Annotated in this window: 10 protein-coding genes and 1 riboswitch; of the genes, 1 reads left to right on the top strand and 9 read right to left on the bottom strand. The window is 39.5% G+C overall.

All coding sequences use genetic code 11. The features are described 5' to 3' along the window. Window positions 1-10 precede the first annotated feature (10 nt). The 8 genes from addA to AWM68_RS21975 form a co-directional block, all read right to left on the bottom strand. The gene (gene addA, locus AWM68_RS04155) at window positions 11-3,748 is read right to left on the bottom strand and encodes a helicase-exonuclease AddAB subunit AddA (RefSeq protein WP_066237244.1); all 3,738 of its coding nucleotides are present in this window, start codon (window positions 3,746-3,748) and stop codon (window positions 11-13) included. Continuing rightward, a complete protein-coding gene (addB, locus tag AWM68_RS04150; protein WP_066237241.1) occupies window positions 3,745-7,248 on the bottom strand; it encodes a helicase-exonuclease AddAB subunit AddB in 3,504 nt (1,167 codons plus the stop codon). The genes addA and addB overlap by 4 nt, the downstream gene beginning before the upstream one ends. A 372-nt stretch (window positions 7,249-7,620) precedes the next feature. Then, complete coding sequence (locus AWM68_RS04145) at window positions 7,621-8,694, bottom strand: GGDEF domain-containing protein (RefSeq protein WP_066237238.1); 1,074 nt, start codon at window positions 8,692-8,694, stop codon at window positions 7,621-7,623. A gap of 65 nt (window positions 8,695-8,759) precedes the next feature. Next, a complete protein-coding gene (locus AWM68_RS04140; RefSeq protein WP_066237235.1) occupies window positions 8,760-9,704 on the bottom strand; it encodes a GGDEF domain-containing protein in 945 nt (314 codons plus the stop codon). A 202-nt stretch (window positions 9,705-9,906) separates the two neighbouring features. Next, a riboswitch (cyclic di-GMP riboswitch) is annotated at window positions 9,907-9,995 on the bottom strand. A 78-nt stretch (window positions 9,996-10,073) separates the two neighbouring features. Further along, on the bottom strand, window positions 10,074-10,721 hold the full coding sequence (locus AWM68_RS04135; RefSeq protein ID WP_066237232.1) for a serine/threonine protein kinase: 648 nt from the start codon (window positions 10,719-10,721) through the stop codon (window positions 10,074-10,076). 93 nt (window positions 10,722-10,814) lie between these two features. Beyond that, on the bottom strand, window positions 10,815-11,174 hold the full coding sequence (locus tag AWM68_RS04130) for a hypothetical protein (protein WP_066237229.1): 360 nt from the start codon (window positions 11,172-11,174) through the stop codon (window positions 10,815-10,817). A gap of 16 nt (window positions 11,175-11,190) precedes the next feature. Next, the gene (locus AWM68_RS04125; RefSeq protein WP_066237226.1) at window positions 11,191-11,400 is read right to left on the bottom strand and encodes a hypothetical protein; all 210 of its coding nucleotides are present in this window, start codon (window positions 11,398-11,400) and stop codon (window positions 11,191-11,193) included. Between the two features lie 93 nt (window positions 11,401-11,493). Beyond that, complete coding sequence (locus AWM68_RS21975; RefSeq protein ID WP_066237223.1) at window positions 11,494-12,324, bottom strand: STAS domain-containing protein; 831 nt, start codon at window positions 12,322-12,324, stop codon at window positions 11,494-11,496. A 128-nt stretch (window positions 12,325-12,452) separates the two neighbouring features. On the opposite strand from AWM68_RS21975, the gene AWM68_RS04115 reads away from it, so the two are divergent. Further along, complete coding sequence (locus AWM68_RS04115; RefSeq protein WP_066237220.1) at window positions 12,453-12,815, top strand: DUF2243 domain-containing protein; 363 nt, start codon at window positions 12,453-12,455, stop codon at window positions 12,813-12,815. Here the strand turns inward: AWM68_RS04115 and AWM68_RS04110 are convergent. Then, window positions 12,812-13,468 (bottom strand): N-acetylmuramoyl-L-alanine amidase, encoded by a 657-nt coding sequence (locus AWM68_RS04110; protein WP_066237216.1) that lies wholly within the window; start codon window positions 13,466-13,468, stop codon window positions 12,812-12,814. The genes AWM68_RS04115 and AWM68_RS04110 overlap by 4 nt on opposite strands. Window positions 13,469-13,583: the final 115 nt, after the last annotated feature.

Below are 13,583 nucleotides of genomic sequence, written 5' to 3'. Positions count from 1 at the left end.
TAATCCCCCTCTATTCCACTTGTAAGATGTACCCACCGTCAAAAAAGTATAGGTAACGTTCTTTAACTGGCTTCTTTAAAATTCGTTCAATCGCTTTTGAATATAGCGTAAGCTGCATTTCGTAGCGATTGAGAAGTGTTTCTTTTGCTCCTGAAAATCCTCCTGTAAAACGATTCGTGATTTTATCCGTTTTATAATCAATTAATATAAAGCCATCTTCCTCTTCAAGCAGGCAGTCAATCACCCCTTGCACAAGCACATGCTCTTCTTCACCATTCCAATTTCTTTGAATCTCAGATAAAGGAAGCGCCATGCTGAACGGGATCTCTCTCTTTACATCACCATTCTCTATTATTCTCTTTCCAAGAGGGCCTTCTATAAAATGCTGTATGTGAGGCAGTTGAATAGAATCGGCTTGTTCTGAAGTAAGAAGTTCCTTCGCTTCCATTTCAGCAAGCTGTTCCTGAAGCTCTTCAATTGAACTCTTTGTAAAATCAACGTGCTGCATAACCATGTGCATTGCCGTACCCACTTCAGCAGCATTCAACTGTGTTTCTTGCATGAATCTAGGGCGTTCATGAATCACTTGCTGAGCGGCTTTTACTAAATCTGTCGAGCTGTACTCATCTGCTTGATACTGTTTTTTAATTTCAGTAACGGATTGCTTTGAACGAGTAAGGGTTGAGAGATTATGGGTATATCCCCATTCTAAACGTCTCTTAATTTCATCAAAATGTTCACTTGCAGAATCCACTGGTTCGGAGTTTTCAAGTTTTGCTAATAACTCTTCTTGTTTCTGCTTCTCTTCAATCTCTAACTGTTCGTAATCACTTGCTGAAAGAATCGTAATCTTCCAATCGGTCTCATCTATATAAACTTCGCCTCTCCCTCTTTCTCCAGTACCAAGAAGAGAAAGAAGCGGATCAGCGTTTTTATGGCGAATGATCGCTCTTCCAATCCAATCAAGATAGCTTTTTACTCCGGCACGTTCAAAGTCAGGAAGCATCCAACTTTCTTCGTAAAGAGAATTACTCCAGTTGTTAGCGGATTTTTCAATGTCATTAACTGTGCCGACTAAGTATAATTTTTCCTTAGCACGTGTAAGAGCGACGTACAGTACACGCATTTCTTCTGCGATCAGCTCCATTTTCTTTCTGCCTGCAATTGCAAGTTTCGGAAGAGTTGGATAAGCAACGCGATATTCAGGATTAATATATTGAGTCCCAAGACCAAGTTCTTTATGAAGAAGAACTTTCTCGTTCAGATCTCTGGTATTAAACTGTTTGTTAATGCCTCCTACGAAAACGATTGGGAACTCGAGCCCCTTACTTTTATGGATAGTCATCACACGAACAACATCTTCCTGCTCACCTAGAGCTCTTGCCGCACCAAGGTCCTTGCCGCGTTCTTGCATTCTCTCAATAAAGCGAAGAAAGCGGAACAGACCCCTAAACGAAGTGCTTTCATACATTTTTGCTCGATCGTATAGTGCTCTTAAGTTGGCTTGGCGCTGTTTTCCTCCTGCCAATCCTCCAACATAATCAAAGTAACCTGTATCTCGGTAGATGTCCCATATAAGATCAGCTAAAGATCCTTGACGTGCTTGATGACGCCACGTTTCCAGCTGCTTCAAAAATTGCGAAACCTTCCCGCGAATTTCAGGATTCTCCCCTTCTGCAGCATACAGCTCGACTGCACCAAGGTAATTGTCTTGTTTCTGCTTTAACCTTACTACGGCAAGCTCTTCACCAGTCATGCCTACGAGTGGTGAGCGCAGAACTGCTGCAAGCGGTATGTCTTGTAAAGGGTTATCAATTACCTTCAACAATGACATCATGACATGGATCTCAGTCGCATCAAAATAGCCAGTCGAAAGTTCTGCATAAGCCGGTATGCCCTGCTGTTTAAATTCTTCTAGTATGACCGGTGCCCATACAGATGTTGCCCGAAACAGCATGACAATATCTTTATATTTAGCTGGACGCATTGATTTCGTATTTTTATCAAAAACAAGGTGAGGAGAATTGCCTGTTTTCCCCACAATCTGTTTGATTTTTTCTGCTATCACTCTTGCCTCAAGCTGAACGGTTTCAAGCTCTGATTTTTCTATCTCACCGCTCTCAAGGCCATCTTCATCTACAACATGCTGACTTTTATTTATTAAAATCAGCTCAGGCTCATTGCCATCTTGTTTTGGATAGTAGCTCGCACCATGCTTCAGTTCTGCATCCTCACTGTATTCGATCTCTCCAACCTTTTCGTTCATGATCTGTCTGAACAAATAGTTGGTAGCTTGCAGAATGCCATTTCGGCTTCTAAAGTTTTTAGCCAGATCGATTCGCAAGCCGCTTCCGCCTTCTTTTGAAAACTGCTTATACTTAGATAAAAACAGAAGAGGTTCAGCGAGACGGAACCGGTAGATCGACTGTTTCACATCACCAACCATGAACATGTTGCCACTGTCACCATCTTTAGACACTAAACGAACAATGGATTCTTGTACAAAGTTTGTATCTTGATATTCATCGACCAATACTTCTACAAATCGATCACGGTACTCTAGGGCTGCATCTGAAGGAACGGGGTGATTCATCGTTGACCCTTCACCTTTTAATACAAAAAGGCAATAATGCTCCAGATCACCGAAGTCAACAAGCGACTTTTCCCGTTTTGCTTCACGATATCTCTGTCCAAACGTTTTTACTAAAGTCGAAAGCTCCTTTACGATCGGCGCCATCTCTTCTATATGAACAATATAAGAATCAGGATGTCTCTCAAAGTAATCTGTCTTTAGAGCGCCGGTTCTTTTCTTAATGGTGTCTCTCATCGATTTAACTTTACTCTTTAGTTCTTCATCCACATCTTTTCCGCGAATAGCTTTTAACTTAGGAGAAGCATATGTCTGAAATTCTTCGTAAAGCTGATTCCAGCTATTCTTTGCTTCATACAGTCTGTTAATAAAAGCTAGATCATCATGCAGCGTTTCTGCATAAGCAAGAGGACCTCCAGGGGATTCTGCTAGTTCTAGTGCTCTTTGCGCCAAAGCCCGAAGCCCTTCGACCTGGATTGAGATATCAGCCAGTAATTCTTGCGTCCAAGGAAGGTCATCGATAGAAGATGCTTGCACTTGGTACGTTTCGGCCATCTGATCGAGCCAGCCGTCAGGATCAGGATGACTTCTTGCAAAATCATAAAGAGACAGCACAAGCTTTTGAAGTTCCATATCGTTTCTGTCAGAACTATACGCATCAACCACTTCATAAAAAATATGGTCTTCCCCTTTGCTGTACTCTTCTTCAAAAAGGTCTTCAATCACTTCTTGGCGAATGAGTTCCGCTTCCGTTTCTTCTGCAACGCGAAAACCTGGATCAAGATCCGTTTCATAATAATGTTTGCGAAGCACTTCAATACAAAAAGAATGAAGTGTTGAAATAGAAGCTTTATTTAATAGATTCAACTGTCTTCTTAAATGAAGAGAAGAAGGATTTTGAGATAATTCTCTATCAATCGCTTCTCCTATTCGTTTCCTCATTTCAGCTGCTGCAGCGTTTGTGAACGTAACGATAAGCAGTCTGTCAACATCTGCCGTCTTTTCACGGATCATCGTAATGATGCGTTCTACGAGAACCGCTGTTTTACCTGAACCAGCAGCTGCTGCGACAAGTATATTTTCGCCTCTCGCTTGAATCGCTTGCCACTGTTCATCCGTCCACGTGGCACCTTCAGGTTTAGGGATTAACGTTTTCAATTGCCGGTTCCTCCTTCCTCTTGCATTCTTTCTAAGATCACTTCATCTTTTTCCGGGCGAAGCTCTCGATATTGATTTTCCTCAAGCGTCTGATCAAATTGACAGACAGGTTTATACGAACAGAATGTACAAGGTGTTTTCTTCTTCATTTCATATGGCGAGATATCAATAACACCACTTGTTATGCCTGCACCGCTATTGACTGCCATTTTCCGTGCATGCTTTCTCATCGTATTAAAATGGTCTGCTGTAGCAACGGAAGAGTGGGATTTATGAAATCCTTTTTGCGTTAAAGCTACAGGTATGATGGAAGATCGGTCTTCCATCGTACGATCCATAAGATGAACCGCTTCTTGCTCAGCAAGCACAAGGCCTTTCATCTTAAATTTCTTCAGCACTTCTTTTTCTATCTCTTCGACACTTAGAAGTCTCTTTTCATTAAGAAGCGGATTATGAACATGAAAGTACAAGACACCTGCAGGCACGGATTCCTCACCAAGCCAATTTTGCGAATGTGTTACCGCAACATCCAGATACGTTAACATCTGCAGGGCGATTCCGTGATACAGCTCAGCTAAGTTCAGACCTGTAGAGCTCGATTTGTAATCAATCACACGCATAAGAAGTCCTTTAGAGCTCTTTGCAGTATCAACACGGTCAATACGTCCAATCACTTCCATCGTTGTTCCGTTTGGCAACGTATAGATCAATGGAGGCAATGTCCCACCCGCTCCGAATGCAAGTTCAAGACCAGCAGGAGTAAATCCACTTGCCTTTGCATGCTGGCTTAAAATGTGCGAGGCTTTTCCAACTACTTCTTTAAGCTTCTTTTTTATATAAAGATGACGGTTTGAACTTAATAAGATTTCATGCTGAAGTTGCGGTGCAAGCAGCTCTACAATATCTCCCGCCAGCCGGTAACAATCCCCTTTTGAAAGATCACCCCAAGAAACTCTTCTTTGCAAAAGGGCATCATTCATCTGTTTTAAGGCAGCGTGAAATAATTGTCCGATATCAGGAGCTTCGAGTTTGTACATTTGTCGTTCTCTTAGTTTTAATCCATACGACATAAACTGCGAAAACGGACATGACTGGAAAAGTTCCATTCTAGAGATACTCGTTAAAATCTTCTCACCATACAGATCCCGCGAAACAGAAGAACTAAGTGGTGCCTCACGGTTAAAATAAAACAGGCTCGATAATGCTCTTTTTGCGTAATGGCTATGTTTCTCATTTGTTATAACCCAGTTGTAAACATCCCACCAAACAGGTGAAATTGGATATCCTTTTTTCCATTCTCTCAGCTGTGAACTTAAAAAGGATACACTCTTAACAGGGTGCTGTATAAAGTCTAAACCCGATTGAATAGTTGGTTCGTTTTGATATAGCTCTTCTTTCAAAGAAGGAAAAAGGTCACGCAGCCGCTGAATAACCATTGAAGGCTGCAGTGTCTTACCTTCCTCATCTGCAAGGGCATACGAAACAAACAAATGATCACTACCATTTGTTAAGGCAAGATATATCATAAATTGTTCATCGAGCAGCTTTCTCCGTGCTGTCGGCGCAAGTACAAGGCCGTTTCGCTCGAGGGATTCCCGTTCATCTTCTGAAAGCAGCCCATCATCTTTTGGTTTAAGAGGTATTACGCCATCGTTTACACCAAGCACAAAATTTACTTTTACATCGGTAAATCTTGATCTCTCCATCGTCCCTACTAAAACTTGATCTAACGATGGCGGAACCAAGGCGAACTTCATACTCTCAAGACCCGTTTCAAGCATCTGCATCCATGTATCTTTTGATAGTTCTTCGTCGCCCGTAAGCTCTACCATTTCATCTAACAGATTTAACACCGCATTCCAAACCTGACCATGTTCAGACGCTGCTCTTAGTTTTCCGGAAGACTCTGCTTGCAGTCTTAAGCGCTCAAGTTTCATCGGGACATGCAGATCTTCTAAATACTGATAAAGGGTTTTACAATAATCAATAACGTTTCTGCTAGCTAAAAGCCCTTTTGACAGACGGTTTAAAGGCGATACAATCATGTCACGCAGATCATTAATCAATTGTTCTTTTTCATCGTCCCGGCTTGTTTTACCAAAGTCTTCTGACTCAAATCCTCTGAATCTTTTATATTTCCATGGCTTAGGATCTGTCCACCTCTTGCCTTGAATACCAAGCGCTAACACATAGTTTTCGAGTTCATCCATGCACCGTCTCATCTCAGAGGTAGTTTTTCTAATTTCATCAAGCGGATAGAGCATATCTGTTTTAACCGCACGAAAAACGGCTTCATACCGCCAATTTTTTAAAACAACATCTAGTGAGGAACGAATAAGTTCAATAAGCGGATGATGAAGCATAGATTTTTTTTGATCCAGAAAAACGGGAATGCCATAGTCTGAAAAAACGGTCTCAATAAGCGTCTGATAGCTACCAGCGTTTCGAACCGTAACAGCTACATCTCGGTATCTATATCCATGATCTCTTACAAGCTCTACTATCTTTCTTGCTGCACCTTCCACTTCTGACCTTACATTTACAGCAGCCGCAACATGAATACCTTCATCGTCCGATGATTGAACGGCAGGTCTTCTGTCATATTGCTTTTCGATATGAGCAATCGCTTGAGAAGTAAATTTAGGACTTTCGTTAAGAAAAATCGGTTCTTCTAGTTCCACACCAAGTTCCTTCGCCTGCTTACTAAGAACTTGAACCGTCTTCTTTGTCATGTAAAACGTATCAAGTTCATGCGGATCTGATTCTGGTTGACTGGATTCATCTGTTGTTAGTGAAATCGTGACTTTTTTTGCATGTGCCATTAAAGCTGCGACAACTTCAAGCTCTTGAGGTGTAAAAGAATGAAATCCATCTATGTAAATTTCACTATTTTTTATACTCTCAGCATAAGGCAGCTTTTCTTGAAGCAGTCTTAAATAATCTTCAGAATCCAGATATTTGCCAGCGAGTGATTGTTCAAGTGCACCTGAGATGATGCTGAGATCGGATAATTTATCTTGGAGCACCTTCTTATTATTCTCTTTTTGACCGAGGGCGAGAAGAGTTTCCGCGTTCCATGTAAGGTCATCTGTACTCACACAATAACGTTTCAGCTCTGTTGTCATTAGCTCCAGCAGTTCGTAAAATCCGCTTTGTTCTGATGCTTTCTTAAATATTTTCAGTTCTTCTTTTTTGTGTTCGATGATTTTACGAAGCATCATTCGTATTCCCGTAGAAGTGATATGCATTCTTGTCATGCCACCGGTCTCACCAAGAACACGCCAAGCAAGTCTTGAAAAACTGAACACTTGTGCTCGCATCATTCCTGCTAATCCAGGGGTGGATGCAAGTTTATATTCTGATTGAAAAGTCATCTGATCTGGAACCAGATAGACGATCGGGTTTCCGGTTGGATCGTCTTTAAGTTTACTTTGAATCTCCATAAAGACAGAGTGGGACTTTCCGCTGCCGGATCGTCCCATGATATATTGCAGACTCATTTTGTTCATCCCCTGTTCCGTACATATATTCTGTTTCTATTATCTCATAATCTAGCAGGACGGCAAAGGCTCGCATCCTCAAAAACGAGCCCTTACAGCTGGTATTTAAAGGATAGCTTTCTTAATAAAAGGCTGTTTTATCAAGGTTGCTCTTAATAGCGGTCGATTTCCGTTTCAGGTGCTTCGCTTTCCGCGGGGCAGGCGGTGAGTCACATTCGAACGTTTCACTCTTAAGTGTCTCACCTGCCCGCCTGTCCTAGCCGAGAGTCTCACACCTTACACTCCAATCAACTTACCAAAGAAGAGATTCATACAAAATCCTTTAGGAACAATTCTTTAATATTGAACCACCTTAACAAAAAAAGAAAACCGCTACATCATTAGCTGATTTTCCTCGATTTTGATTGTATCCAATTTTACTGTATTTCTTCCAGCTGACTTCGCTTCATACAAAAGCGTATCCGCTCTTTGAATGATTTCGGCAGGCTTTTCACCAGCTGAATAAATGGCTATACCGTAACTCAATGTTACGGGTAACGGTTCATTTCCTATCGTATAAGGATATCTTCTTAAGTGGATGTTGACGGATTCAATCATCTTTTTTACTTCATTTTTGCTAGCTGTATGCAAAATCCACGCAAATTCTTCGCCGCCATACCGATAAGCTTCTCCGTCTTTTAAAGAGATGTATCGTTTAAATGTAGACCCTACGAGCTTAAGCACTTCATCACCAATCAAGTGACCGTGCTGGTCATTAAAATTTTTGAATCGGTCAATGTCACAAAGCACAAGGGTGAATGGCTTATTTTGTTTTGTTTTTTCTAATACATCTTCTTGAAATTTTCTATGATTAAGCAAACCTGTTAAGTAATCTTGTTCGGATTGAAGCTGATACATGTTTTTTTCAAGATAATGCTGTCTTTCTTTAGATGCGATAATACCGCCATACAATGCGATCAGCCACAAGAAGCAGCTTTTCATAAAAAATTCAAAGGAAGCCATGGTGTCTTGATAACCGCTGTCTCGTATAAAAAAGAACAGCAGGATACTAAAGCTTGCTGCTCCTAACAAGAAAGCGCCCTTCAATCTCCAATAAAGCGCTGCGTGAATAACAATTAAATAACCAACTGAAACAAACGGACTTTCTGCTCCTCCAGATAACTGCATGAGCCACACGTAAGCAATATAGTCAAAAACAATGCCGCCTCTAGTAAAAAAGCGATAGTGCACGGATTTTTCATGACATTTATGTAGAACGATTTGCGTTGAGGTCATGTATAGTATTCCTATCGCCAACAGCAATGGAAACGTATCTGTTTCATAGTTCAATACATTTGAAAAAGGAGGATAGTAAAATAACGGGATGCAAAGAACTAGAAAGAACCATCGCAAAAAAGAGGATATGTTTTCAGACCTGTGTTCTGTTATTACAAATAAATCTCTCATGTAGGCATCTTCCTTCGCCTCTATGCTATATTGGAAAATCATAGCACAAGGTCCCTGTATATATTTTATGTTTCACACGTTTTTACTTCTCGTTTGTTCGTATACATCCGTTCGTCAGCCAGTTGAAGGTAATAATCAATGTTTTCACACGCATCTGCGAGTAGTTCTATTGCCCCGTAAGCAAGTGATATTGAATTGTTCCAACCCATCAATTGGCTCTCCATCTTTTCAACAAGTATATAGGCTTCCGCTTCTGTAATTCCTGGCAGAAGAAATACAAATTCATCTCCGCCAAATCTAAATCCGGAAAACAGTTTTAAGCGTTTTGAAAGCTCAGCGATCTGCTGAAGCATTTCATCTCCAGCAAGATGACCATACTCATCATTAATCTGTTTAAAGTTATTAATATCAAACATAACTAGTGTAAGCGGGAGGTTTAGTTTGTGCGTCTTCTTTAACTCTTTTTCCAAACAATCATAGAAGTAGCGCCGGTTATAAAGGTTAGTCAACGGATCGCGTATACTTATTTCTTTTAAATCTTTAAATTGCTCTGCTGAAAATCCGCTTAAGAATCCTGTAACGGATCGATGCGAAATTCGGTTCCATCTGTCCAGCATAAAAAGTTGAACAAAAAGCGATTCATTCATTGTTTGTTTTTTTACTTGCTGCAGAACAGATTCACTGATACTGTTTGTAAAGCAAGCTAGAACCTGATGTGGAATATGCTGATGTCTTAAAAAATGAATGCCAGACCGAAAAGCCATTTTCTCGGCTTTTCTTAAAAATAATTCAAACCGTTCTTCCGGTAAAAAAACCGCATGAACAATTCCCCGTAAAAACTTTACTAATATCTTTTCGTATTGCTGAACAAAACCATTTAGAAACGTATGAAAATCATCATATCGGTTAAGATGCTCTTTGTGGGTATGTATCATGTTTGGAATAGAACTCAGAAAGTCTGTAAACAAGTTTCTTTTGAGTGTGCGCAAGTCTAGTTGGAAGTTTTCCATTTCTGCAACCCCTCATATCTAGAAAAATTACATACAAAAAGCCATTACCCAATTAGGGAATGGCTTAATTAATGTTGGTAGGCATCGAATCGCTATGTCAGTTTTTGTTCCCAAGATGATTTTCGTGTTTCAATAAATGACACTTCATCTTCAAGAACATACTTTACGATTCAACTTCTAACGAAACATTAGTCCGCTTCCCTTTGGCAACCGGCTGCCATTGCATGTTTACCATACTTTAGGCCCATAGCTTTGCGTCCCAGCTTTTCAACTGGTTTGCCCTTAATAACAAAGGTTTCTATAGATTTATAGATATTATATCCTATAAAGGTAATTTTAGCCAATGTTTTTTATAGGTATTTCATCCTATTATTTGACTGCTTTATATGATTTTAACATTCTATAATACCTATACCCTACACGGATACCATTTAAAACAAAATATGGTATTTTTACAGGAAAGTGGTAAAGTGTTTTTTTGTAAAACGTGAAATACGCTTTACGCAAGTCTTTCCATTTTCGGCAATCTTCCATTTTATAAAAATCAGAAACATCCACAATAATCCCTTTATTGCCTGAGATCATTACATTCTTTCCATGTACGTCACTTGGTTTTAATCCTTTCCTTCTTGCATATCTCAACGCTTCATCGATGTCATAAATGATATGCTCAGGGATTTTAATTCCTTTATGTACACAGTCATAAAGAGTGACACCTTGGATTCGTTTTAAAATTAAGTACCTGCTTTCTGTGTAATAACAAATAGAAAATGACGGATGAGTCCCTAATCGCTCATATACTTTCTTTTCTTCCAGAAGACCGTGTTCATCCCTACCATAAATTTTAACGACATAATGAGGGTAGTCCGGATGTACAAAAACAGCCGCATAATTACCACAGCCTATCATTTGCCAAGGATGCGGAGTATGTACCGGACATACCGGGTCATACGGACTTTTGCTTTCAATCATGATCTCCTTATTCAATTGTCTCGCAAGCTGAATAAAGTGTTCCATTCGGTTCCTCAATTTCTAATGATCTATTATCATCAAATATTCTGCATTTATTGTATACAGTTGGAATAAAAAAGGAAACTAAATGTTTTTGATTTATTCCGCTAAAACGTGAAGGTATGAAAGCATCAGCGTTTCAGTTTTGTTTTTTAAATGAATGTTCGGAAATCGCATGATTTCTCGGTACCCTCGTATAAATATCTCGTATTCTGTAATATCTCCTTCACGCTTGCCATCCATCACCTTTATTCTTCTTTTTCTCAGTTCAACTCTTACATCAAATAGGTCTTTACTGATTTGATTCATAATCTGTTCGATTAATGCGACATATGGTTGCCTTAATTTAAATGGAGAGCCGTTAATAATTTGCAGGTCCCGGTTAAACACGGTGAGTAGGATCGGATACATTACAAATTTCTCAATGAGCGAACGCTCTTCTTCGCTTCCGTATTGCACGACAATTCCCCCGATCTTAAGAAGGCAAAAAACGATATTGGGCAGATAAAATATTTTGCAAGTGAAAAGTTCGGATTTCTTTTCTAATCGAACAGTAGCCCTTAATGATATCTCCGTGAAGTGAATATGGAATTACCAACCGATGTGAAATATCCCCTTTTCGGGAAAGATAAATCATCTCAACCGCAGCCCTTTCCTGGATGCATCTCAAAAACATGCTAGTCATGAAGCAACCTCCTTTTTTATATATTATATGCGAACAAACGTTCTTTTTATACAAGAAAAAAATACCTGTCAAAAAAACAGATATTTCTTCGTTCTATTTGGTTTGAGGGCCGATTCCCATCGCTTCTAGCTCTTGGTATAAGTTACCCGCGATCGAGAACCCTTCGAAACTGATTCCCAGTGATACCACTGTCTGCGCTAATTCTGGACGCATACCACTTAATGTTACCTTAACACCTAAAAGTTTGAGTGAATTAATCACTTTAAATAAGTTATGTGCCACCATCGTATCAATGACAGGTACTCCCGACAAATCGATAAAAAGATGTTCGACCTGCAATTCCATACATTTTTGCAGCGATGTTTCCATAATTAACTTAGAACGGTGTGTATCAATCGTTCCAACTAGTGGAAGAACAGCAATAGATCTTGTCAATCTAACAACCGGAACAGAGAGCTCTTCAATCGCTTCACGGGCCAATCCGAGTACTCGGTTGTTGTTTTCGACATAAGCTACACTAAAAGCATGAACCGTTTCATCTAAAAAAGGATCAATGATTGATGCGGCTTTTAAAACCGTTTCAACCGAAAACTGTTCATTTTTTATTTCGTTGCGTATAAATTCCCACAAAACAATCCGATAAAATCTCGTACTGCTTAAGGCCGTATCCAATGGGACTTCGTACTGTACCGCAAGTTCACCATTCTTCTTTCCCCACTTAATAAATCGTTCTTCGCTCACTTTAAAATCATCATAAAGCGCTTCTCCAAAATACGAGAATAATTCACCTCGAATTTCTTTCACAAAATCTGTTAGAGGTGACGGATTTTCTCCATGCTGTACTCGAACTTCATCAATCTTCTTCGCCAGATCATATTTACAATCAATGATCTTTTTCCCCAATTCTTTCAATTGGCGCTCCATTTTATCTATATCCCCCTATATAAACAAAAAATTATTGCAAACCTCCTACTTATATACCATTATTGAATAGATATGAAACCTATATTCATAAAATATGTCGTAATTTGTTAGGTAAAGAAGGAGCTGTCATGAAGATTTGGATTGGTTTTTTATTTGGTCTATTTGTAATGTCTCACTGGTCCATTAGAGTTTTTGCTTGGGAGCTTAAAGCCGTAACAGCAGGCGAACGAATAGGAGCTGTATTTTTTGGCGTGGTCATTTTATTTCTAATTCTGCTGTATATCTTCAAACGCTATAGCACATCATTTTTTCATGGATTTTTAGCTGCGATCGGCTTGTTTTTAACGGTCGATAACATCTTATTTCACTGGGTTTTCCAATTACATCGTGTAACAAGTGGTCCCGAAGCCAATATTCTTGAACCTTTGTTTGTTTTAATTGGAATGGCACTTGTGTACTACACATGGAAAAAAGAAAAAATAGCCGATTAAAGGTGATCGATATGAACAGCAAATCCCGCTGCTTTTGCTTTCAATGCAAGCTTTTCAGCGTTTTCTCGAGAAGAGAATGCTCCAATTTGCACCTTAAAAAGCTTTCCAGGTGAAGTTACGGTTTCTTTAAATTCTTCTGTTTGGACAGTTCGTTTCTTTTTTTCGTATTTAATATCCTCTATAAAAAAAGGGAACGTCTTATTATATTGATGAAAACTATTCAGCGGATCTGTTCGCCTCTTTGGATCTAGTTGGTAGTGGCCCTTGATATGACGTTCAGGGTCCCATTGATACAACTCACATAAATAAGCAAAAAACCAGACATACCGTTTATATGCTTCTTGAAATTGAATGGCACCACCGTAGCAAAGTTCAACGCCGATTCCCCATTCATTTGCATCAGATACATCAGATCGCACATGCCATGCTTTTTCATGTAAAGGAATGATTATAAGGATTTGTTTATCATCGATAAAGACATGCGCGGATGCTTCTAGGTTTTTGCTATTGAAATAATTATAGTTTTGCTGAGCCGTCGAACCAGCGTTACCCGTATCATGAGCTACAGCAAACTTAGGAATTCGATTCCCGCCTGGACGTTGTCTCCATTCTTTTTTTATGAATCGGTTGGTAATTTGATATTTTTCTTTCATCTTTACACCTCCATTACTATCACACCCACTTTATAAATGTTTTAAAGTACAAAAAAAGAGCCATGAGCGGCTCGATTTTTTTGTCTCTTTTCCAAAGTGTTTTTTATCATTAAAA

Source organism: Fictibacillus phosphorivorans (assembly GCF_001619875.1).
Classification (GTDB): Bacteria; Bacillota; Bacilli; order Bacillales; family Fictibacillaceae; genus Fictibacillus; species Fictibacillus phosphorivorans_B.
Note: the sequence above shows the minus strand (reverse complement) of the source record. Positions and strands in the feature narration are given on the sequence as shown.